Below are 21,948 nucleotides of genomic sequence, written 5' to 3'. Positions count from 1 at the left end.
ATGGATGCTGCCGGCATGAAATTGAGGAAGGTCTGAACGCCGCGCCCGAGATCAACTTGCCGGCGAGCTACCTTCTTGGTGGCATCATCCGGAAAACCGTCGAAATAGCGAAACGTGCCGATGCGAGTACGTACAACATCTGGCGTTAAGACATCTTCAGGAATCGGCGTGTTGTAGTCCTTGGGAGTAACATCCTTCGCTTGAACCGGAAGTACGGAGCTTCCGATTAAGAGAGTGGAAGCCAAGAGAGCTGAAACAGAATTGAGGCCTTTCATGACGAATCAATGAATAAAAGTGGGAAGTCGTAAATCGTTCGTTCAATCGAGTACTTCGATATTGTTCAGTCTCCAGGTTTGATCAAACCAGGGTTGCAACGGACCATAGAGGCGAAAGGCCGTAAACCACCCTTTTCCAGGTACGGTTTCAATCCAATTAGCTTCCTTACCCACAGGTGCTTTAGGTCCGAAATACAAATCAACGGAACCATCAGCATTGGCGACCATATCTTTGTTGCGCTTATTGTTCTTGGCGGGGAAGGGCTGACTGGTTTGCAGCTGCGATCGTGTCTGGGGGTCATATACAACGATGGACCAGAAATCCTTGGCAGGTGGATTCTTGTCAATAGTTAATTTGTATGATTTCCCACCATCAAGAACAGCACCATTCTCATCCGTTCCGGCAATGGCATATTGAGAGCCGACGCCAACCATTTCCAGCACCATGGCCGGAGTGTTGACGGTGTAAGCCCAGAAGAAATTATTGCGGGCATCAAGGTTTCGACCTCCCCGGCCACCATCTTTGAGCCACTCGTAACTGCCCCCTGCGAAAGCTGTGAACCATTGGGGATTACCCTCATAGGTGTATGCATCTGCAGCGCGAGGGGTAACCATGTCGGAGCGCACATAGGCCACACCCACCTGAACGGCTTCTTCTAATAATGCGCGATCAGCAGCCGAAGGGTTAAAAGGCTTTCCTTTTTCCATACCAATCCCAGCTGCCAAACCACGAATTTCCGGATCAAGGAACTCAATAGGCTCACGCTGAATCACCCGATTGAGTTCATTGAAGAATTCAAAGTTGTTGGCATGAACCGTATTAAAAACCTTGTCTCCACCTTGGATGAAGGTCATTTTTGGCGGATTATTCTTCTGCGATAACGGATACATCCGTAAACCATTCTCGTAGTTGGCAATTGCCTGATCGGGCTTGCCCTCATCATCCAGGAAGGCCCTGAGAATCAACCAGTTGGAATAGGTGGGTGAGCGGAAAACAAAATAGCCATCAGTATTTGCAGGCTCTTTATCATCTGGTCCCAGAATCAAGTATTTCCCACCCTTGCCTTTGTCTGGGCCAGGGCCACCTGTATCGGCCACGAAGCGGAAGTAAGCATCATTGATCGTGCCAGGCCCAAGACCAGCTGGCACCTCAATCACCAACGGGCCTGTCTGCTGAAGATTAAAAAAAGCCGAACCATAAACAGTATCTGTATTGCCCGTTAGAAACAGGGGATTGGAATTCAGTGGTGACATTAAATTCACCTTCGTGTGATCATCCACACCGATTTGTTCATGGCCATGGCGCAACATTTCGATGCTGGCCGCAGGCATCATCGTGAGGAACGTCTCATACGCCCGAATGAATTTGAGGTTGTCAAAACTCGCCTTAACCGTCGCCGGATCAGGCATGCCATCGAAAAATTTAAACGTTCCAACCGAGGTTGGAACCGAGTCTGGCGTTAGCAACTCAGACGGAATTTCGGTGGTATAACCAACGGGGACCTTGCCAGGGGCTGCCTGAGCACGGGTCGGCGCTCCCAACAAAACCCCAGAAAGTGCTACGAGGGATAAACCCTGAGCAGCAGCTTGAGACCAGGCAGAAATCGACACAAACGCATCACACACTTTTTTCAGCGTAGTGAGAACGACTGGTTGCGAATGGCCTGAATGGTCCCAAAAGAACGCATTTGTGCATAGACGTGGCCTTCGTTCAAACTGAAAGACACGTCAAGCAAAAAAATGCCCCTTGAATCGGCCGAAGAGGGCCAACGCAAGAGGCAGATCAAATTCTCTGAGTCCGCTAACTCAATAAAAAGATCACTTGAGCTGGAGCTCAGGCCGGACCCATGAACCATCAAAATAAGCGGCCTTCGGGTTGTAGATCCGGAAGGTGGCATTCCAGCCCGGGTAAATCTCTAAATAATTGGGTTGCGTCTTATCACCACCAAAGTGGAGCGTCACTTCACCCTGAGCATTGGCCTTGGCAAATGCACTGTTCACATTGAAATTATCACCAACTGGGAATCCATCCTTGTCGTACACCGTCAGAGACCAGAAAGCATTATCGCCATTTGGAACATCTTTGAGCGTCAGCGTTTGAGGCTCAGATGAGGATGGCGTGTAGAACAGATAAACAGCGCCTTCCTTGGGTAATCCGCCGATCCCCACAGCCACACCCATGTTGTTCTGCTCAGGAGTAACCTCCCCCTTACGGCCGAACAGCTCTTCAGACTTCACACCTTTCTCGTTCCGCTCTTCGTTGTAAGCGGCACGGAGATCCATCATCTGCTCAAGATCCCATTGATTGGGTTGGATATACTCGCCTGTCTCAGCCTGAGATACTGACAACTTGGCCTGCAGAGCCTGGGCCTGCGCTACATCCTCAGGATCCTGAATGTTCACACCGGTGCGGAATGCTACAAGGGCATAGCGGCTCCCGACCTCATCTTCTGTAAGGGTGTAATCACCAGGGTCTTTTTCCACATACACATACCCCTGTCCATTCACCACCATGGCGCTCTGGTAGCGGCCATTGGTTTGCGGAAGCGTAAAGGTCGCCGGAGTGGTCAGATCGAGAATCAACCAGGAATACAAGGTGTCGAAGTTAATGCGAATCACCGTGCGATCCTTGGGATCCGCAGCCTTCTGGAGATTCAAAATCGTTCCCAAACCTCCGGTGCAGGTAGCAGTTGCAACATCGGAGATGTACTTCGCAAAGATCGTCTGCGTTTCAGCTTCGGAATAGTTTTCCTTGGTAACAGGCACAACTGTGTCGCTTTGAATTGAAACAGCTGGCTTAGGGCAATCCTTTTTTGCCATGTCTACTGAAGCAGGAGCCTGCTCAGGATTGGCGGTCGACGAGGGCTGATCTAAAGAGCTTTTGGCCTGGCCGCATGCAACGGATAAAACACCCAAACCAAGGGCGAGAGCACCGGAGATGGCTTTCTTTTGAAAAGACATGATTGAGGTTAATAATTAGATAAAACTAAAAAAGAGAAGGCGAAAAATAATTCAACTCATTTTGCGGGAACAAACTGCGGAAGTGTCCAGCTACCGTCGAAATAAGCATCAGTCGGGGAGTAAATTCGCAGGACAACATTCCATCCAGGGTAGATATCGAGATAGTTGTCTTGGCTCTTATCACCGCCAAAGTGAATTACGTACTCACCTTTTTCATTTTCCTTCGCGAAAGCGCTGTTCACATTGTACTTTTCACCAACTGAAAATCCTTGCTTGTCATATACAGTGACTGACCAGAACGCTCGTGGGTCGCTTGGAACATCCTTCAACGTTAGGGTTTGGGGGTCAGTGGAGTCCACCGAATTAGGAATGGGATACACCGCTCCCTTCTTGGTAAGCCCACCCCAGCCAACGCCAACACCAAAATTACGCATCTCCTCGCTGATCTCGCCTTTCTTGCCAAAGGCCATTTCCGAGGTCACACCCTCAGGTGCCAACCGTTTGTTGTAATCAGCACGCATGGCAAGAATCTCATCCATGTCGTATTTATTGGTCGAGACAAATTCACCCTTTGCTGATTGCTCCAAGTTAATCTGATCTTGGACTACACCGGCCTTTTTGAGATCTTGAGGATCCTGCATGTTCACCCGAGTGCGCACAAGGGCTAAAACATAACGACTTCCCATCGACTCTTTAGTGAGTTGATATCTACCGGGCTTAGCAGTCTCCAACGGAATCCAATGTTCCTCATTCACCACTTCGAGGATCTGATAACGATCGGTCTCAGGAAGCACAACCGTGGCAGGGCTATTTAGATCAAGAACGGCGAAGGAATAGAGCGTGTCGAAATTGGGGCGAAGAATGGTGCGTTCCTTCGGGTCCATTGCACCCTTCTGATGGAGGAACTCACCAACACCAGTGCCACAAGTGCCCTTGGCAATTTTGCGAACGTAATCTCCAAGGATCACCTCTGTTTCAGCCTTGGCGTAGTTGGCCTTGGTCACGGGAGTGATCGTTTTGGCTGTTTGCACCACAGCCGCAGAAGGGCAGTTCAACGGAGCTGCATGGAGCTGTCTGTCGACACCGACAACTCCGAGAGATCCGAGCAAAAGACCAGCGGCAGCCACAGGAAGGCTTTTCAGAGCATTAAAACGATGGCGGGTCATGACTTCAGCTCGTTGAAAAAACTAAAAAATTGATCGCTTGGCCTGTTCTCAGGACGACTACTTTTTAGGAGCCGAGGGGATCAGGAACTGAACCTGCGTACGTATGGTCCAATCGCCCATCAACTCATCACCTCCGATCTCAGGTTTGATCGCGTTGTAATAACCGTGGACTGAGACATTGATGGGTTGTTTTCCAACCTTGAAGACGCGGCCAACGCCAGCACCGACTGGGACGGTCCAACCGTTGTCTTCATTTTCCCAATCAGCGGTAATAATTGGGGAGAACGACACATACCAACCCTTCGGAAGGTTGTAGTTGATGAACGGCTGAATCAACATCTTGTTGACGTCGGCACGATCGTCATCACCGGCGAAGGACCACATGTTGTTCACCAAGCCACCCACAACCCAGGGGCCCTTCGTATAAACACCAACAAAAGCGGGACCCGCCGTCCACTTTCCTGAGCTCAAGGGAGCTTTGCTGATGGGTGCACTAAACGTAGGGCCAAAGCCAACGGTGAAATCACCTTCTAAGGTTGGAACAAAGAAGCCTGTTGGATTGATATCTCCAAGGCCGATGCGTTGTTCTTCATTCCAGCGCACAACATAAGGTTCACCCGCGGGGGTGACGTCAAGCTTTGGTTCAGCAAAGGGAACCCCCACAAATGGAACGATGGTTCGTGTGACCAACGTCCAGTCGTCACTGAGCTTGAAAGGGAAAACTGGCTGAACATTGACCACATTCATGACGCGGTCATGCTTGGCATCAGGATCCACCGAGTTCGGAGCCCATTGCGTCCCCGGTGTTGCATTCCACTGAATGGGAATGCTGATCATGCTGGCGATCGGATTTTGAGCGGCCTTGGCCAAATCCTCCTGACTGGCTCCAGACGACTCAGCCGTTGGCTCGCCGGAGCCCTGAGAGACCGTTGGGGCTGACGACGCCTGAGCCAGCTCCGGCTGCGGCGACAGAGGGGTGTAGTCAAAGTCAGATCCACCAGCAGTCTGCTGCTGCGCCAACACATCTCCACCAAAGACACTGGAGAGGACTGCAGCCCCGATGGCAAATCTTCTCAGCATGTCGATTAAAAGACCTTTGAGAATTTTGCCGCCTCCATCAATAACCGAGGTACAAATCGAGCTAGACCCAAGAGCCTTGCTCTGATACAGCTCATCGGGGCCTCTCGGAATTCACTGAATCCATAGGCATCAGCGCAACATTCAACAATCACCAGCCGAACCCATTCGCGTCGTTGACAACGACATTCCAAAACTGGGTCTTGCAATTGTTGCCACGCACCACAGGATTGTCAGCGTTGACGCCAAGCAAAACGTTCGAACGGGACCAGATCAGAACTGTTCAAGGAAGCGTAGATCGCTTGTGTAGAGACGGCGGATGTCATCGATGCCGTGTCGGACCATGCAAAAACGTTCCACCCCAAGGCCTGCGGCAAAACCGCTGTAACGCTCAGGATCGAGTCCCAGGCCTTCCAATACCGCTGGATCGACCATGCCGCAGCCCATGACCTCCAGCCAACGGCCACGCCATTGCACATCCACCTCGGCTGACGGTTCGGTGAAGGGGAAATAGCTGGCCCGGAAACGCACCGGCAGGTCGCCGAAGAAGGCCTTGAGGAAGGCCATCACTGTTCCTCGCAGATGGCTGAAATCGAGTCCCTCATCAATCGCAAGCACCTCCACCTGATGGAACACCGGGGAGTGGGTGGCATCCACGGCATCTCGCCTGTAAACACGACCCGGAGCCACGATGCGAACCGGTGGAGGGTTCTGCTCCAGATGACGGATCTGCACGGGCGAGGTATGCGTCCGCAGCAGTAGATCGTTCTGCAGATAGAACGTGTCCTGCATGTCCCGAGCCGGATGGTCCTCGGGAATGTTCAAGGCCGTGAAGTTGTAGTGATCCTGCTCGACCTCGGGGCCCTCGGCAACGCTGTAACCCAGGCCAAGAAACAGGTCGACAATTTCTTCTGTGGTGGTGATCAGGGGATGGCGATGCCCCATGGGGGTGCCGGATGCTGGTGCGGTGACATCCAGCGTCTCGCTCGCAATCCGTTCGGCCATGGCGGCCTGCTTCACCGCCTGAAGCCGCTCAGTGAGCAGGCTCTGCACTTGGTTTTTCAGCACATTGGCCCGCTGACCAACCAACGGTCGATCGGAACCGGGCAATTTGCCCATCGCCCCCAGCACCCCGGAAATCTTGCCTTTCTTGCCGAGCAGACCGACCCGCAGCTGTTCAAGAGCCTGGGCATCCGGCGCATCGGCAATCTCCGCTGAAGCCTGTTGCTCCAAAGCATCAAGCTGGTCGGTGAGCTGCTGCAGGGTAACTGTGGCGCTCACAGGATCGGTGCGGTGGCTGCTGACTGTAAGCAGCCGTCCCGCTTAGGTTCCCAGCACTACCCATCAGGCCATGGCTCCGCTGCGGATCGTGATCAGCAATGACGACGGGGTGTTCGCCGATGGCATCCGGACCTTGGCGGCCGCAGCGGCAAGCCGGGGGCATGACGTGACCGTCGTCTGTCCCGACCAGGAACGGTCGGCGACCGGACATGGCCTCACCCTTCAAACCCCGATCCGCGCCGAACGGGCCGACGAGTTGTTCGTCCCCGGCGTTACGGCATGGGCCTGCAGCGGCACTCCCGCGGATTGCATGAAACTGGCCCTCAACGAGTTGCTGCCGGAGCCCCCGGATCTGGTGTTATCCGGCATTAACCACGGGCCCAACTTGGGGACCGATGTGTTCTGCTCCGGAACCGTTGCCGCCGCCATGGAGGGAACGCTGGAAGGCTTGCCAGCCTTGGCGGTGAGCAGTGCTTGCTTCCAGTGGCGCCAGTTCCAAGCGGCCGCAGATCTGGCCCTCGATGTGGCCGAAGCCTCGCTGGAGGATCAATGGAAGGACAATCTTCTGCTGAACCTGAACATCCCTCCCTGCGCCAAGGAGGAGATGGGGCCGTTGCGTTGGACCCGGTTATCGGTCCGCCGTTACGACGAACAATTCAGCCGACGGGAAGATCCCAGGGGTCGCGCCTACTACTGGCTCGCCGGGGAAGCGGTGCATGACCTGGAATCCGCTGGGGAAGGGCCCCGCGACTGGCCCAGTGATGTGGCGCAGATCCACCGCAACTGTCCCTCTTTGACGCCCATCCAACCGGACCTGTTCTGGCGCGGACCGCTGAAGGATCTGCCAAGCCTCCCCACCCCCTGAGTCGCTTCCCATTCAGCTTGTGCGGTAGACGCGCTGCAGCAACCAGAGCGAAAGGATCAGGCCGATCAAGTGGGCGAACAACACCTGGGTGTTGCTCAGCACCGAAAGGATTTCCAACGATGTGATCGGCAGATTGTCAGCCGTCCCCCGTCCGATCACGGCCACACCCTGCGTCTGCATCGACGCCTGGATGAACAGCGGACCCACCAAAGCCTGGTATCCGACTGCAGCCAAGACCAACCCAAGCAGATCAGCAATGAGGCCACGTTTGATTAACCGCGAGGTCTCGCCGCGGGTTGGTTTGGCCTCACTGTTCAAGGCCCGTCCCGTCCTCACGATCAACCAGCCGTGCCAGAGGCTGTACAACAACACGAAAAAGGCCAGGGTGGTCAAGGAGATCCCCGGCCCTAAGCCAACGGCGCGCTCGGCATTCCTGGCCAGACTTCCGCCCACCGCCGTGAACAGCAACACACCCAGCACAACCACTCCCAGAACCACTTGGATCCAGAAGCGAATCCAGCCCATCCGCCGCAACCCCGCGGACAACAACTGGAAATCAAAGCGGTCGGGCATGCATGGACGGAACGTGGTCGTTCAAACTTGCCACCTGATCGCGCAACCTGCACAACTCCTTGATTCCCCTCTGTCCCCCTGAGGAGGCCCAACGGCCGACGGCGCTGGCGCTGGGGAGTTTTGACGGGCTGCACATTGGCCACCGCACCGTCATTCGCCATGCCGTGGAATCCGCAGCTGGTGTGCCAACCGTGGTCAGTTTCTGGCCCCATCCCCGCGAAGTGCTGTTCGGAGAATCCCGGTTGCGCCTCGATCTGCCCGAGGAAAAGCTGAGCCTGCTGGAGCCCCTGGGTGTGCAGCAGCTGGTGCTGGTGCCGTTCACCCGCGACCTCGCAGCACTCAGCGCCGAAGCCTTCGTTCGCTCAATCCTGCTGGACACCCTTCAGGCCCGTCACATCGCCGTGGGAGCCAATTTCCGCTTCGGCAAAAACCGTGCGGGTGACACAACCCTGCTGCAGACCATCGCCGGCGATGCAGGTGTGAGTGTGGATGTGGTCGGCATTGTGGAAGACGATCAGGGCCGCATGAGCAGCAGCCGTATTCGCACCGCACTCGAGGGGGCCGATCTCGCCCTGGTGGCCGACCTGCTGGGGCGTCCGTATCGCTTCCAGGGAAGCGTCGTCCATGGCCGGGGCCTGGGACGCCAGCTCGGCTGGCCCACGGCCAATCTGGAGGTCGATGGACGCAAATGCCTACCGGCACTCGGGGTCTATGCCGCCTGGGCCTGGGTCAAGGGTCAGGCCACGCCCATGGCTGCCGTCATGAATCTCGGGCCACAACCCACGGTGGATCCCACCGCTCCATCGGCCGTGGAGGTGCACCTGCTCGATCGCACGATTCAGCTCGATGGACAGCAGCTGCTGGTGGAGCCCGTTCAACGCCTGAGGGGCCAGCAAAAATTTGCGGGGCTGCAGGAACTCAGCGCCCAGATTGCACGCGATGCCCAAACGGCGAGAGATCGACTCGCCCAGGATGGAACGGCCCGGGCTTAGGCCGCCGCTGGATAGGCGCTGAGCAATCCCCAGACGATGAAGACCCCGATACCTCCGAGCAGCACGATGCCCCAGACAAGAACGTGCATGGTGCTTTCGGAACCACCGTTCTCCATGAACCCGGACAATACGTGTCACTTCAGAGTGGCATGGATCTGAACAAGAGGGGCACTGGCCTGGATTCAAGGGTGGCTCGACTGCTCGACGCCAACCTGGATCGCGCCCGGGAAGGGCTTCGCGTGGTCGAAGACTGGTGTCGATTCGGACTCGATCGCGATGACCTCGTGATCACCTTGAAAGATTGGCGCCAGCGCCTCGGCGCTTTGCACTGCGAGGAGTACAAGCAGGCGCGGTCAACCGAAACAGATCTCGGCGCGGGACTTGAGCATCCGGTGCAACTGGACCGCCACCGTCCGGATCAGGTGGTGGCCGCCAACTGCGCACGGGTGCAAGAAGCCTTGCGGGTTCTGGAGGAATTCGCGCGCAACCACACCCCCGCGCTCGCGCAGACGGCTGCCAACATCCGTTATGGCCTCTACGACTTGGAGGTCACCTGCCTGAACGCCACACGGGCCGACCGGCGGCGGTCCCGTCTTCTGGATGCACGGCTGTGTCTGCTCACCAGCCCCTCGGACGACATGATCAACACCGTGGAGCTGGCGCTGCGCCATGGGGTGGAGCTGGTGCAGTACCGCGAGAAAAGCGCAGACGACCGCCAGCAACTGCAGGAGGCCCAGGCGCTGGCCGACCTCTGCCGCCGCTACGGAGCCCTGTTCATCGTCAATGACCGCATCGATCTCGCCCTTGCCGTGGATGCCGATGGCGTGCACCTGGGCCAAGGGGACCTACCGACCGACGTGGCACGGCGTCTGATCGGAGCGGAGCGGCTGCTGGGTCGCAGCACCCACAACTTGGCCCAGGTTCAGCAAGCCGACAGCGAAGGCTGCGATTACCTCGGGCTGGGGCCGGTGTTCTCAACGGCCGTCAAACCAGACAAAGCCCCGATCGACCTCAGCCTCCTCAGCACAGCGGCTCAGATCAGCCAACGGCCGGTGTTTGCCATCGGTGGAATTGATGTCACCAAGATCCCTGCGCTGATCGAACACAACTGTCGACGCATCGCCGTCATCGGGGCAATCATGAATGCTGACGATCCGGCAGCGGCCACACAGGCACTCCTACAGCCGCTGGCGCGCCCTCAACCCTGACAAAGACCTCACAACCATGGCCCTGGAGCTCACCGTCAACGGTGCACAACACAGCATTGACCGTCCAGCCTCTGGGGCCCCACTGATTGAGGTGCTCGACAGCCTCGGCTACAACCCAAGCCTGGTCGTTGTGGAGCACAACGGCTTGATCGCCCCGCGAAGTCTGTGGACGGAACCACGGATCAACAGTGGCGACAATCTCGAAATCGTCACCATTGTTGGAGGCGGTTCCTAGATTCTGGCCAGTTTGAAATCCGCCGAGGTCGTGATGAATTCCCTCCGGCACACACCCTGGATGCGCCGCCTTTTCGCCGGCGCCCTGCTGCCCTTGATTCTGGCTGGCTTGCTGCTCATTCCAGCGCAGCCCGCAGATGCCGCGCGGGGCGGACGGGTTGGTGGTGGATCATTCCGCGCACCGACCATGCCCCGGAGCGGTGGCGGCTACCGCGGAGGTGGAAGTTATCGCGGAGGTGGGGGCTATGGCGGTGGCTTCGGGTTTCCCTTCCTGATTCCCTTCGGTTTCATGGGCGGGGCATTTCCCCTGCTGCTGTTGATGGTGATCGCCGGTGTGGTGGTGAATGCCGTGCGCAATGGCAGTGACCAATCCATGGCAGGTGGAGGGGGGCCGATGGTCCCACCCACGCCCAGAAAAGTGAATCTGATTCAGGTCCAGCTGGGTCTGCTGGCCGGTGCCAAGGCCCTGCAGGACGATCTGCGCTCAATGGCCGCCGCCGCCGACACCGCCAGCTCAACCGGATTGCAACGGGTGCTCCAGGAAACAACCCTGGCCATGCTCAGGCAGCCGGATCTCTGGGTTTACGCCAACCTCGAAAGTGGCGAGGTTCCCTTTGATTCAGCGGAATCCACGTTCAACCGTCTTTCGATGAGTGAACGCAGCAAGTTGGACGCTGAGCTGACCACCAACGTGGCCGGCAACCGTGGGGCAAGCAGCGCTGAGGCTGGTTCCGGTGACGCCGATGCCACCAGTGAATACATCGTTGTCACCCTGTTGGTGGCCTCCACGGCCAAAGCCAAATTGCGTGGCGCCGACACCGGTGAGGCGCTGCGGGAGAGCCTCCGCATCCTCGGTTCGACCTCATCATCCGAACTGATGGCCCTTGAGGTGATCTGGCAACCGGAGGGCCGTGGCGACGTGCTCAGTGCTGACGAACTCATCACGGCCTATCCGAATCTGCAGCACCTCTGAAGGCTTCAGAAACTCTTCCACTGGCGGGGCTCCACCGCCCTGCCAGATGAGAATAAATTCCTAGGCTGAACTCTGATCAATCTGCTGCATTGGCCCCGGATCCTCGATTGATGGCTTGGAAGGAGAACGGCGAACTCTCCGGGTCCGACCGACAGGCTCTCGTCAGGGCCTTGCAGCGTTTTGAAGCGGATGGCACCGGTGATGAACTCTTGCGTCTCGATCAGGGCGACATCGACGCTTCGAGCTGACCGCGCAGAATCCTGAGAGCCGCCATGGCGGCTCCATAGCCGTTATCGATGTTCACCACCGTCAGGCCGGGTGCACAGCTGGCAAGCATTCCATCGAGGGCACAGCGACCGCCTTGGCTGACCCCGTAGCCCACGGAAACCGGAACTCCGATCACCGGTTGGGGGACCAACCCAGCGAGGACCGTCGGCAGAGCACCCTCCATGCCGGCACAGGCGATCAAGACATGGACCGACTCAAGGCTGGGTAAGACCTCCAACAACCGGTGCAAACCGGCCACCCCAACATCCATCAGTGTTTGAACCTTCACGCCGTGCCACTGCAGGGCCAGGCTGATCTCCGCCACCACCGTGGCGTCGCTGGTCCCTCCGGAAAGAACAGCCACCTGCGCTGCGGACGAAGCCGGAACAGGGCAGTCACCGAGGGTGAGGCAGCGTGCCAGGGGGTGGTAGGTCACAACGGGAAGCTCAGCCTGCACCCCTGCGGCCTTGTCTGGATCCACCCGCGTCACCAGGCCAAGCTCTCCCGCCCGTTGAAAGCCCCGCAGCACACCAGCAATCTGGTCGGCCGACTTGTGCTCACCCCAGACAGCCTCGACCATGCCAAGACGCTGGCGCCGCTGCAGATCCAAACGTGCGTCGATCATTGAACCTGCAACTGTTGACGTTGCAGCTCACCTTCAGCCAACAGCGGGAACGGTGAAGGAGCCGCGGCATCAAGCCCGAGCTCGGCCTTGACCAAGGCATCAAACGACGCCTGCACCCTGGAGACCTCCTGGTCAGAAATGGACTTCCACTGCTCACGGCTGGCCCAACGAATCAACAGCAAGCCTTCCTCGCGCTGCGGGTCCCAATAGAGATCACGGCCCAGGAATCCGGCTTGGGTCTCGAGCCAGGGCTGCCAGGTCGAGCGTTCACCCTCGAGCCAGATCTGCCGTTGCGTTGCTGGCACCTGCAAGCGCAACTGTTCAACGACATCGGTCGCTGCCATCACTGGAGTCGCCACTGCCAGCACAATGGCGAAGACAAAGACCAGAACGCGGGTCATGGCCGCGACAGCAGGGCAACGGCCTGACAACTGATGCCCTCTTCGCGTCCTTCCGGACCCAGTTGTTCGTTGGTGGTGGCCTTGACGCCCACACAATCGGGATCCAACCCCACCCGCGCAGCAATGTTGGAACGCATGGCCTCAATGTGGGGTTTGAGTTTGGGGCGTTCGGCAATGACCACAGCATCGAGATTGGTCACCTGCCAACCGCGCTCCTTGACCAGAGCAACCACCTGTTCCAACAACAGGAGGCTGTCGGCACCCTTCCACTGGGGATCCGTGGGGGGGAAATATTTGCCGATATCACCCAAGGACAAAGCACCCAACAGGGCATCCATCACGGCATGCACGAGCACATCGGCATCGCTGTGGCCATCCAGACCGAGCCCGGCGGGGTGATCGAGGGCAACACCTCCAAGGATCAGCGGTCGACCGGGCACCAGGCGGTGGATGTCGTATCCGTTGCCAATGCGCACTTGCAACGTTGACTTTGCATCTGCATCCATTGTTTCGGTTTGGCTCTGCCAACGGCGGAACAGATCGGGGCGCCGTTCAGCGGTGCGTGCTTCCCTCTGACTCTGACGCCAGGCCTCGATGGCGGCATGGTCACCACTGCGAAGCACGCTCGGCACAGAGAGTCCCTGAAACTCAGCAGGACGCGTGTAATGCGGATGCTCAAGCAACAGGGTGCTGTGGCTTTCCTCAACCAGGGACGCCGGCGTGCCGACGGTGCCCGGCAACAGACGCACGACACCATTGATCACGGTCATCGCCGGCAGTTCACCGCCGGTTAGAACGAAATCACCGCAGGACACCTCCTCATCACAAAGGCTGCGGATGCGTTCATCAAATCCCTCGTAGTGACCGCATAGAAAAACAAGTTGGTCGTAATCAGTCGCCCAGCGCTGCAGATCGGATTGGCGCAGCGGTTGTCCCTGCGGAGACATCATCAGCACCCTGGAACGCGACGACCGGGGGATCGCCTCCATGGCCGCAAACACCGGCTCCGGCTTGAGGACCATGCCGGCTCCGCCGCCGTAGGGAATGTCGTCCACCTTGCGGTAGCGGTCCGTCGCGAAGTCCCTGGGGTTGTGGCAATGCAGTTCGGCACGTCCTGCCGCAAATGCACGGCCAATCACACCCAGCTCCAGGAGGGGAGCAAAGGCCTGCGGGGCCAGACTCACCACATCGAGGCGGTACGGAGCCATGGTGCCTAGGCAGCGGGCTTGGACACCCTGCGGATGTCTGTGCAGAAGCTTCCCTGGACGGGCTGCCCTGACGCATCAACGGATGTGGTGCTGCGTAACCGCAGATTGGGACGCGTAAACCAGATCCGTTCCTGAACTTCGAGGCCATCCTCCTGCTGGAGGGTCAACTCAACACTTCCATCGGGCCAAAAACGCCAGACACCAGCCTGGGAATGGGCACCGGCCTGAATGCTCAGGCCACCACTTTGCTCGAACACCAGGGCCGTGGTCACTCCACCGGGAGCTTCAACCGACAAACGCCCCAATTCGCCCTCCTGAGCAGGCTCCATGTGGACCATCACAGTTCCACGCTCGCTGCTATGCCAGTCGTCATCACCGGTGGTGGAGAGCTCAAAACCACTGCGCAAACTCATCCATTCCCCTGAACACAGGGAGAGAAATGCCGCTGGATCAGCAGGCGGGAATGTGGAATCGCTCATGGGTTCCATTCTCTCAGTTGGGTTCACCAGGTGAGGGGCAGGAACGGATACGGTCGATTCCATCCGTAGATGGCCAGTCGCTCGCGTCCGGGTTGTGCTGCCCCTCGGCGATGGAAGCCAAAGACATCGGCGAGCACCAGGGTGTTGGCAGCGCAGGACACCGACACCGGAGCCGGCAAGTCCAGCGCGGGGAGATCCTCTTCCTGGATCCGAAAGGATCCGGACGCATCCGGAGGACGGCGATGCTCAATCGCCGCATTGGCCTTGGCCTGCTCCCAATCCAACCGTGCGGACGTCAAACGATGGCTTCCGGGCACGTATTCAAACGGTCCATCGTTCGGCGTGACCGGATGGAGAAAAAACCAGAACTTAATCGCCCGAAAAAAAGTGTCGCGATGCAACTCTTTTTGCAGATCTGGTGTCCGTGTTTCTTCACCGTGTCGGGTGAGGTACAACTCCAACTTGCGCGGATTCATCGGCAAACCGATCACCTCGCGGCAGAGGGCGCTGAGGCGGCGGTCATGGCAGAACGTCTCAGCCTGGGGGAAGCCCTCGGGATTGAGGCGGAGGAAGCGATTCAGGGTGCCCCCGTCAAAGCGATCAAATCCACCCGGGAAAGGCTGTTTGGGCTGAAACCCCTGACGTTGATTCTGCGGAAGCGGATGACGGTCAGCGGCTGCAGCGACAGCCGCCTCGGCCTCGTGACGGAGTGCCGAGAACGCGTCCGTTGGCAGAACGTTCTCCAACACCACAAAACCATCGCGACGAAGGCGATGGACCACGTCCTCCGTCAAACCGGAACCGGAACGAAGGCTGCGGCGCCAGCGACAAAGGCTTTCTGCCAAGAGCAGACGACGACGATGCAGTTGCCATCTCCGATTTAGAACCGGATGGCCCACCCACGGGTCGCGAAAGCTTTTCGTTCGACTGAGCAGGGACAGCATCGCGGGAGGTTACGACCTCCTGAGCTGGCCACGACAGGCTGGAAGGCCTCAGCCATCCCGCGATGGACGTCGGCCAATCCGAACCATCTGCGAACGCAAAGGGCATGCCAACGCATGAATCGGGCGATGGGATCCATCCTCAATTAAGGTCCCCATCGGTTGGGCATTGGCGCTGTCGTATTTCATGAACAGGATGCGTTCAGAAACGTTCTAGACAGCCCCATCAGCTGCGGTCGATAGGTGAATGAACGGATTTCCACCTCAATCGACGGCACGGTTGGCAATTGCTGACAGAAACTGATGTTGAGGCGTCAAATCAAATCAGGAGGACTTCAGATTTGGACGACACCAACGCACAAACCCATCCCCTTTATGCGATCGATCGCGACGAGGTGGATGCCTTGCTTGGACATCAAGGGGATCCAGGGCCCGAACAACTCACCACAGCAGCTCGTCTTGTCATGCGCTACGGGGATTTTCCCGGTGCTGAAGACATCAAACAAGATCTCCAAAAGGCGGTGCAAGCTTGGGGGTTAGACCGCGACTCACTCAACCAACGATGCCGCGAGATCTGGTCCAGTGGCTGGAGACCGGGCCAACAACTGGGTGGAGACGTGGGTTCTGGATCGGATGTCGATGATCGGGAGAGCTGAGAGTGAGCTCGGCCCTACCGCGTCACTCGACCGGAACGGATCATCACTGGCTGATCGTCTTTCGAGCCGCCGTTGGCCAACAACGCTCCATAGCGAGAACTGAGGGGGCAGTAGCGACTGAAACTCGGCTGATTCAGCTGATAACAAGCAAATTGCTCTGCTTTAGCCAGGCAACACTCAAGTCCACAGGTCAAGCCCCTATAAAGCGGACAGATCATGACAATCCAGCAACTTCAATCACTGTCCAACCAAACGTCAACTGAGAACAGAGAGAACCCTGAAATCCAGTCAAGAATCAGCGTCCTGCCGAAGGTCGCGAAACCTCAATCAAGCAATCCTGCATCGCGCAGAACAGGAAGCAACCAGCCAGGGATGCCATCCCGGTCCCACTCCCAGAGACCATGCCGTTTGCTGATGAACACGTTCTGACGGCGACTGAATGACTCCAAGACCACCGTGCGGTCGATCATTTCCAAAGCATCCTCCCGTCTGATCCGCTCCAAACGCTGTCGGGCCGAGAAGTTCAAAAGATGCAACGAGCACAACGGTGATCCAACCTTAGGATCACGTCAACAGCAGCGACGAACTCTCCACACAACAAACAAACGGAATGGAGAGAATCAAGGCACTAACAATTAAAACAAACCCGCAACTTAACCGGCGATCAACACAGAATGGCAAGACTAAGAACTCGCTGGATCTGCCATGAAAATATTCCCTCGACGCTTGACCCTCCTCAGCCTTGGCGGAGTCACAACAGCATCACTCCTGATCGCAACACCAACCGTCGCCTTCCCAATCCAACCGAATGCATACTCAGCACGTCAATATTTAAACAGTGACACGATGTATAACGATGGAACAAGGATTTACATTCGAAATCTAAGCCAATGCAGAACAAAACTGAACAATAAAGGGAGGCTCAAGGCTTTCGTCTGTGAGCAAGGCAGCGCCGACAAGACATTTCCATCTGGAATCACAGTGCGCTGCAATATATCCAAAGTCAAAATCACGTCCAAACGATCAAAGGTCACCACAACAGGGTGTCGTTAATCAGGAACCCAACCTCGAGCCTCCAACCTGAGGCTGGAGAAACACCCACACAAGGGTGATCGTTCCGGCATGTCATCAAGTCGACTGACCCCAGAAGCAATCAACGGCAATTCTCCCCTGCTCAGGCAAGACAAGTTTCCGGGTCGTGAGATTCTCCAAGATGGGGTAGTCGGCATCCTGACGAACCAAGAACTTGTAATTCACCAGGCTTCCTGTTGATGCATCGAACGGAACAGTCGCCAACCAAGTGTTGTCATTGACATACTCCATCCCAAACGCACGGTCATGATCCCAGGCGCCGAGCTCCTGGCAGGAACCAGTGATCGCAAGGCTTTGTCCTGGCTTGGTTTCAAATCCATTCACTTGGAACACTGCGACAACCTGCCCCGTCACAGGTGCGCCTTCGACACTGATCACCAAAGCTGTTTTGCCATTCACCACGTAATGCTCAAGCTTGCCATTGGAGATCGTCACCGGGTAACCCGTGAGATGGCATGTGTAGGTACCATCGGGAAATTGAATATTATCCACACTTGCAACATGCTCTGAATCCGAACGATTCATCATCACCAATACAGCGGAATCACGGAAATTGCGGGTATATAGATAAAAGGATTCATTGACCCAAGCAGTATGGTGAGAGCCAAAAGCGAGAGCTTGGTTGCGCTCCCTGAGCGACAACAAAGCCTGAACCAGTTGGAACGAGTGGCTTTCTTCATCCCAACGATCCATCATCGGACGGTTGTAAGGATCCTGCCCCCCATTGGTGTCGTTACGTAGATACTGCTCAGTTCCATAAAACAAACAGGGCACCCCACGCAAGGTCAGCAAAAGAACCATGGCAAGGTCGAGAAGTTGCTCGTCCGGGACTGCGGAGAGAAACCTCGGCATATCATGGTTATCAATAAAGGTAACCAGTTCATTGGCGCGATGATAAACACGGTCATAGCCAAGAATCCTTTCAACCTGATAAAAACCACCTGGCTCCTGACCTGAAAAACAGAATCGAATTCCATCGCAAAGGCCAAAATCAAGAATCGACATCCCTATATTGTTGGCATAATCAACCGATCGCTGCTCCCATGGCTTGCTAAACCCATACTCTCCGAACATGAACAAGCCTGGCTTATGGCTCTTCATTTCTGTCGTGAATTCCTGCCAGAACCAAATCGGCATATGCTTGAGTGTATCCACCCTCAAAGCATCGACACCAGCATCGAGCCAGCCCTTAATCGCCGACTTAATGTAATCTCGATAAGCAATATTCTTCTCATTAAAAGTCGCCAAACCCATCATCTCTAGATGAATGAGCTGGTATTCATCCTCCCAGTCCGTAATCTCGCCTTCATGATAATAAAAATTGTTCACGTCATCGTTAAAATCCGCAAGCGGGACGCCGTCATCCAAGACGACACCCTTGCTACCATTGATATCAGGAGAGCTATGATTGCAAACAATATCTAAAACCACTTTAATTCCAGCGCGATGACAAGAATCAATCAACAGACGCAATGTCGCTGATTCAGACAAGCGCGTTGACTCATCTTTTTTCAGGAAACGTGGATTTAAACGCTTGAAGTCCCTCGTCCAATAGCCATGCATCGGCGCACGACTGAACTGCAAATCACTCACCTGCTCAAACAAGGGCGACAACCAAAGTGACGTAACCCCGAGGGACTTAAGATAGGGAATTTTATTAATTATTCCCTGAAGATTTCCGCCCCAGTACTTACCCCAATCCTGCTGAGTTCGATCATATAAACCTTTACTTTCCTCCTGTTCAGACCCTTCGATGTCGGAGGAAAGCTGCGAATGTCCATCACAGAAACGATCAACAATGATAAAATAGATAACCTCTGACCTGAAATCCACAGGCTCATTAAAAAAGCCCTGATCGATTTGATTCAGGCGTTGGCTGGCTGTTTCAGACATTGATCGAGACTCACCCTTGACAGGATGGCAAGAGGAATCAAAAAAAGAGCCTGATCAGAAATTCTTTAGACTTCGTCCATCTGGTTCGCAACCATCGATCATGAAGTTATTCCTCGTGGTTCTTGGCGGACGTCTTCCTGGCTGCCATCTCGAATGCCACGATGTGCGCTGGGTTGCAGCCGAAAATCTTGCATCGGCTATTCCTGAACTGAAACGTCAATGGATTGGACCCCAGAAGGGACTGCACCTGGACAGCTATTGCCAGGTCAATGTCATTGATGGTCACCAAATCAAGGTCCGTTCAGGCCCAATGACAACACCCAGCAAGCCCATGCTTTGGTTTGTCAATCTTGGGGCCTATCACGCAGATGAACTGGCGGAACGTCATCAATTCGGGTTGGTCGTTGCCAACAACCGACAGGCCGCCGCGATGGCAGCCAAGCGGCGCTGGTTGGTCGGCCTGGATCAGGTGCACACCGACGACCTGTTCAGCATGGACAGCCATCAGGGCGTTGATGCTTGTCTACCCATTGATGGCCAGGGCCATTGGCACGTGCAGCTCACGCCAACAGCCACAGCCGCCAACGATTCCGGACGACCCGATTGGTATGGCTACCGGCCCATCTGAACAACCAGGCGTATCCAGTCATATTCACGCCGTCGCTCAGACACGTCTTGGCTCAGCAGCATCAATACGTTGACATCAGTTGCGCAGCTCTCCCGTGCCAATCGCCCAACGCCTTTGTCTGTGCATGGTCGGCATGACTGGACTTGGCCTGATGCTCCAGGCCGAAGCCCAAGCCCATCAAGGCCACAAACACCACCATGGGGGCCATCGCCATGGACGGCATCACCATGGACATGGCAAACACCACAACCATCAATACAAAAAGGCCAAGGCCTACAACAAGGGCTATCGCCAGGGCCTGAAAACCGGTTACTACCAGACTCCCTACCGCTACGGCTACGGCTACCGCCCCTATTCCCAACCGGTGGTTGTATCACCCGGTCCCTGGGGCGCCCCCCCGGTCCAAGTCGGGCCGCCCAGCGTCGGATTCGGCTTTTATTTCTGATCAATCGCAGCAGCGATCAAGACACCATCCACTTCAGCAAGCAATGGCTTCCATTTCCCGCTGAAGCAGCGCATCTTTGGCTTGATTGAAACGCGTCATGGCCTCCGGGTCGCCTCCACGATCCGGATGATGCTGAACGGCCAACAGTTTGTGGGCACGCTTCACCTCTTGTTCAGTCAATCGGCCGGTCAGGGGCAGGCCGAGGGACTGACGCGCGACGATCGCCTCGAGGTCGGGATCACGCCCCATTGGACAGCGCTCGCGCTGATGGTTGGAGGTTCCTGGCTTGCGCTTGCGGCTGCCGCCATTGCGCCGCTTGCGTGGGTTCGTTCCTGGCTGGCCAAACCCTCCCTGGGAGTCCAATGGTTGTTTCGTCATGGCTGTGTTGCTCAGGCGACACAATGCCTGATCGCCCATCAAGCACCCTGAGCAAGCCCCCTCAAGGGCTCTGTCAGTCAGGGTTCGACGTCAACGCCCCAGAGGGGCACAGTCGAGGTCCAGCCTGAACCCATCAAGGCCTTCCAGAGCGCCTCCGCATCGGCGCGGTGCAGATGACGGCGGCTTTTCAGCAGAGCTGGCTGGCCTTCGGGCATCGGTCTGCCGTAGTCAACAAACACCTTGGGAGCCTGTTGCCAGGCCTTTTCATCCGGATGAAAACGCACACACCAAAATCTGTCTTGATCGATCAACCAACCATCCATCACCACAGCGAAGCACTAATACAGATGTACCAAAACGGACATCACGCGTCAACGCACGCGGCTGTCCACCATTGATCCACGCGCTCAGCAGAGCCATACCAGCTCGATCCGAACGCGCCGCCATGGGCCGTGTTCTCCAACGTGATCGGGTGGGCATCGCGGAGCAGGGCCGATTCCACAGGAACCAAGCCATCGCCAAGCGAGGAACCCTCACCCTTGATTTGTCGATACGAGCGTTGCGCGAGACGTCGGCTCAGCCAAGAGGCCGTCGAAGAGGACAGGTCAAGGACACCGGCAACGGCGATGGCATCCACTCGGTCAGCCCAGGGACAAGCCGGAAAACAGTGATCGACCTGGGCACGGAGCGGAGTGGCACGTCTGGCCTGATGCGGGCTTCCCAGGGTGATCAAGCGATTGCAGTGTTGCGCCCCGTTGTATCGGCGACCCAGAAACGACTGCTCACTGAGGTAGGGACGCAACATGACCCCGCCGGAGCTATGGCCAATCAAGGTGACCCGACCGGTGGGGGAATCCGTGCGTAAACGCCGGACCATGGCATCCACACGATCAAGACAACGGTTCCATCCGGCCGCCGCGCTGGTCCGCAGCCACTCCATGCGTGAGACAGCAACAATCTCCACCGGTGCACCGCTCAGGGCATGGATCCTTGAAGCCATCGTGAGATAGGCCTCTTGCGTGATGAGAAAACCGCCGAAAATCACAACCGGCTGCTGTGGCGACACCGACACCCGCATGGCCCAATGCTCAACGCATCATTCGCGCACATTGTGGACAAGCCACCAGGCCATAGGCCGAGCGGATGCGACTGGCCAATGGTTCAAGGATTGTGCTCAATGTTTGATCACCACTGACCGCCTCGAGGATCACGTGATGTCCGATCAGTACGATCCGAAAGGACCAAGCAGGAAGGCCGGGAAGAGTAAATGACAAAACCACTCAATTGCTAGCCTTAGGCTGGCGCAAGATGTGCGAACGTCCATCCCTCA

At 56.6% G+C, this 21,948-nt stretch carries 25 protein-coding genes and 1 pseudogene; 9 read left to right on the top strand and 17 right to left on the bottom strand.

The genetic code is table 11. The features are described 5' to 3' along the window. The 6 genes and pseudogenes from ACGVKB_RS10945 to pheS form a co-directional block, all read right to left on the bottom strand. Positions 1 to 275: pseudogene (locus ACGVKB_RS10945) on the bottom strand (hypothetical protein); the annotation flags it as partial. A 42-nt stretch (positions 276 to 317) separates the two neighbouring features. After that, on the bottom strand, positions 318 to 1,817 hold the full coding sequence (locus tag ACGVKB_RS10940; protein ID WP_392351771.1) for a DUF1254 domain-containing protein: 1,500 nt from the start codon (positions 1,815 to 1,817) through the stop codon (positions 318 to 320). 276 nt (positions 1,818 to 2,093) lie between these two features. After that, on the bottom strand, positions 2,094 to 3,236 hold the full coding sequence (locus tag ACGVKB_RS10935) for a DUF1254 domain-containing protein (RefSeq protein ID WP_392351763.1): 1,143 nt from the start codon (positions 3,234 to 3,236) through the stop codon (positions 2,094 to 2,096). Between the two features lie 56 nt (positions 3,237 to 3,292). Beyond that, positions 3,293 to 4,402, bottom strand: a complete 1,110-nt coding sequence (locus ACGVKB_RS10930; RefSeq protein ID WP_392351762.1) for a DUF1254 domain-containing protein — start codon at positions 4,400 to 4,402, stop codon at positions 3,293 to 3,295. Between the two features lie 57 nt (positions 4,403 to 4,459). Continuing rightward, the gene (locus ACGVKB_RS10925) at positions 4,460 to 5,272 is read right to left on the bottom strand and encodes a neuromedin U (RefSeq protein WP_392351761.1); all 813 of its coding nucleotides are present in this window, start codon (positions 5,270 to 5,272) and stop codon (positions 4,460 to 4,462) included. Positions 5,273 to 5,752: 480 nt separating this feature from the next. Then, a complete protein-coding gene (gene pheS / locus ACGVKB_RS10920) occupies positions 5,753 to 6,760 on the bottom strand; it encodes a phenylalanine--tRNA ligase subunit alpha (protein ID WP_392351760.1) in 1,008 nt (335 codons plus the stop codon). 70 nt (positions 6,761 to 6,830) lie between these two features. On the opposite strand from pheS, the gene surE reads away from it, so the two are divergent. Then, entirely contained in the window at positions 6,831 to 7,625 is a 795-nt protein-coding gene (gene surE / locus ACGVKB_RS10915) for a 5'/3'-nucleotidase SurE (RefSeq protein ID WP_392351759.1), read from the top strand. Between the two features lie 12 nt (positions 7,626 to 7,637). Here surE and ACGVKB_RS10910 read toward each other — a convergent pair whose 3' ends face one another. Beyond that, on the bottom strand, positions 7,638 to 8,198 hold the full coding sequence (locus tag ACGVKB_RS10910) for a DUF3611 family protein (protein WP_392351758.1): 561 nt from the start codon (positions 8,196 to 8,198) through the stop codon (positions 7,638 to 7,640). 59 nt (positions 8,199 to 8,257) lie between these two features. Here ACGVKB_RS10910 and ACGVKB_RS10905 point away from each other — a divergent pair, with 59 nt between their 5' ends. The 5 genes from ACGVKB_RS10905 to ACGVKB_RS10885 all read left to right on the top strand — a co-directional run bounded on the left by ACGVKB_RS10905 (position 8,258) and on the right by ACGVKB_RS10885 (position 11,853). Next, positions 8,258 to 9,190: a bifunctional riboflavin kinase/FAD synthetase gene (locus tag ACGVKB_RS10905; RefSeq protein WP_392351757.1), complete on the top strand. Its 933-nt coding sequence runs from the start codon at positions 8,258 to 8,260 to the stop codon at positions 9,188 to 9,190. 149 nt (positions 9,191 to 9,339) lie between these two features. Next, positions 9,340 to 10,398 (top strand): thiamine phosphate synthase, encoded by a 1,059-nt coding sequence (locus ACGVKB_RS10900; RefSeq protein WP_392351756.1) that lies wholly within the window; start codon positions 9,340 to 9,342, stop codon positions 10,396 to 10,398. Between the two features lie 16 nt (positions 10,399 to 10,414). Next, on the top strand, positions 10,415 to 10,633 hold the full coding sequence (gene thiS, locus ACGVKB_RS10895) for a sulfur carrier protein ThiS (RefSeq protein WP_392351755.1): 219 nt from the start codon (positions 10,415 to 10,417) through the stop codon (positions 10,631 to 10,633). Positions 10,634 to 10,693: 60 nt separating this feature from the next. Continuing rightward, a complete protein-coding gene (locus ACGVKB_RS10890) occupies positions 10,694 to 11,605 on the top strand; it encodes a DUF1517 domain-containing protein (RefSeq protein WP_392351754.1) in 912 nt (303 codons plus the stop codon). Between the two features lie 110 nt (positions 11,606 to 11,715). After that, positions 11,716 to 11,853 (top strand): hypothetical protein, encoded by a 138-nt coding sequence (locus ACGVKB_RS10885; protein ID WP_392351753.1) that lies wholly within the window; start codon positions 11,716 to 11,718, stop codon positions 11,851 to 11,853. Here the strand turns inward: ACGVKB_RS10885 and larB are convergent. Genes larB through ACGVKB_RS10860 form a run of 5 tightly spaced genes read right to left on the bottom strand, consistent with a single transcriptional unit; the run spans position 11,826 to position 15,430 of the window. After that, the gene (gene larB / locus ACGVKB_RS10880; RefSeq protein ID WP_392351752.1) at positions 11,826 to 12,497 is read right to left on the bottom strand and encodes a nickel pincer cofactor biosynthesis protein LarB; all 672 of its coding nucleotides are present in this window, start codon (positions 12,495 to 12,497) and stop codon (positions 11,826 to 11,828) included. The genes ACGVKB_RS10885 and larB overlap by 28 nt on opposite strands. Continuing rightward, complete coding sequence (locus tag ACGVKB_RS10875) at positions 12,494 to 12,898, bottom strand: TIGR03792 family protein (RefSeq protein WP_392351751.1); 405 nt, start codon at positions 12,896 to 12,898, stop codon at positions 12,494 to 12,496. The genes larB and ACGVKB_RS10875 overlap by 4 nt, the downstream gene beginning before the upstream one ends. After that, positions 12,895 to 14,106 (bottom strand): tRNA (guanosine(37)-N1)-methyltransferase TrmD, encoded by a 1,212-nt coding sequence (gene trmD / locus ACGVKB_RS10870; protein WP_392351750.1) that lies wholly within the window; start codon positions 14,104 to 14,106, stop codon positions 12,895 to 12,897. Before trmD ends, ACGVKB_RS10875 begins: the two co-directional genes overlap by 4 nt. A 5-nt stretch (positions 14,107 to 14,111) precedes the next feature. Beyond that, positions 14,112 to 14,585, bottom strand: coding sequence for a phycobiliprotein lyase (locus ACGVKB_RS10865; RefSeq protein WP_392351749.1), 474 nt, complete (start codon positions 14,583 to 14,585; stop codon positions 14,112 to 14,114). Positions 14,586 to 14,608: 23 nt separating this feature from the next. Then, the gene (locus ACGVKB_RS10860; RefSeq protein ID WP_392351748.1) at positions 14,609 to 15,430 is read right to left on the bottom strand and encodes a phytanoyl-CoA dioxygenase family protein; all 822 of its coding nucleotides are present in this window, start codon (positions 15,428 to 15,430) and stop codon (positions 14,609 to 14,611) included. A 437-nt stretch (positions 15,431 to 15,867) separates the two neighbouring features. Here ACGVKB_RS10860 and ACGVKB_RS10855 point away from each other — a divergent pair, with 437 nt between their 5' ends. Further along, complete coding sequence (locus tag ACGVKB_RS10855) at positions 15,868 to 16,182, top strand: DUF3288 family protein (protein ID WP_392351747.1); 315 nt, start codon at positions 15,868 to 15,870, stop codon at positions 16,180 to 16,182. A gap of 323 nt (positions 16,183 to 16,505) precedes the next feature. On the opposite strand, the gene ACGVKB_RS10850 is transcribed toward ACGVKB_RS10855, so the two are convergent. Together ACGVKB_RS10850 and ACGVKB_RS10845 are read right to left on the bottom strand one after the other, a co-directional pair. After that, positions 16,506 to 16,709 carry a hypothetical protein gene (locus ACGVKB_RS10850; RefSeq protein WP_392351746.1) on the bottom strand — a complete coding sequence of 68 codons (204 nt, stop codon included), beginning with the start codon at positions 16,707 to 16,709 and terminating at the stop codon, positions 16,506 to 16,508. Between the two features lie 601 nt (positions 16,710 to 17,310). Then, positions 17,311 to 19,167 (bottom strand): alpha-amylase family glycosyl hydrolase, encoded by a 1,857-nt coding sequence (locus ACGVKB_RS10845; protein ID WP_392351745.1) that lies wholly within the window; start codon positions 19,165 to 19,167, stop codon positions 17,311 to 17,313. Positions 19,168 to 19,267: 100 nt separating this feature from the next. Between ACGVKB_RS10845 and ACGVKB_RS10840 the strand changes: the two genes are divergently transcribed. Both ACGVKB_RS10840 and ACGVKB_RS10835 read left to right on the top strand, forming a co-directional pair. After that, a complete protein-coding gene (locus tag ACGVKB_RS10840; RefSeq protein WP_392351744.1) occupies positions 19,268 to 19,795 on the top strand; it encodes a DUF1543 domain-containing protein in 528 nt (175 codons plus the stop codon). 79 nt (positions 19,796 to 19,874) lie between these two features. Further along, positions 19,875 to 20,240 carry a hypothetical protein gene (locus ACGVKB_RS10835; protein WP_392351743.1) on the top strand — a complete coding sequence of 122 codons (366 nt, stop codon included), beginning with the start codon at positions 19,875 to 19,877 and terminating at the stop codon, positions 20,238 to 20,240. Positions 20,241 to 20,273: 33 nt separating this feature from the next. Here the strand turns inward: ACGVKB_RS10835 and ACGVKB_RS10830 are convergent, their stop codons facing one another. From ACGVKB_RS10830 to ACGVKB_RS10820, 3 genes are all read right to left on the bottom strand, one after another. Beyond that, positions 20,274 to 20,618 carry a J domain-containing protein gene (locus ACGVKB_RS10830; RefSeq protein WP_392351742.1) on the bottom strand — a complete coding sequence of 115 codons (345 nt, stop codon included), beginning with the start codon at positions 20,616 to 20,618 and terminating at the stop codon, positions 20,274 to 20,276. Between the two features lie 77 nt (positions 20,619 to 20,695). Then, positions 20,696 to 20,941, bottom strand: coding sequence for a DUF1651 domain-containing protein (locus ACGVKB_RS10825; RefSeq protein ID WP_392351741.1), 246 nt, complete (start codon positions 20,939 to 20,941; stop codon positions 20,696 to 20,698). 41 nt (positions 20,942 to 20,982) lie between these two features. After that, a complete protein-coding gene (locus ACGVKB_RS10820; RefSeq protein WP_392351740.1) occupies positions 20,983 to 21,696 on the bottom strand; it encodes an esterase/lipase family protein in 714 nt (237 codons plus the stop codon). Positions 21,697 to 21,948 lie beyond the last annotated feature (252 nt).

The sequence above is a fragment of the Parasynechococcus sp. genome (genome assembly GCF_042954325.1).
GTDB lineage: Bacteria > Cyanobacteriota > Cyanobacteriia > PCC-6307 > Cyanobiaceae > Parasynechococcus.
This window is presented reverse-complemented; position numbering and strand designations above follow the sequence as displayed.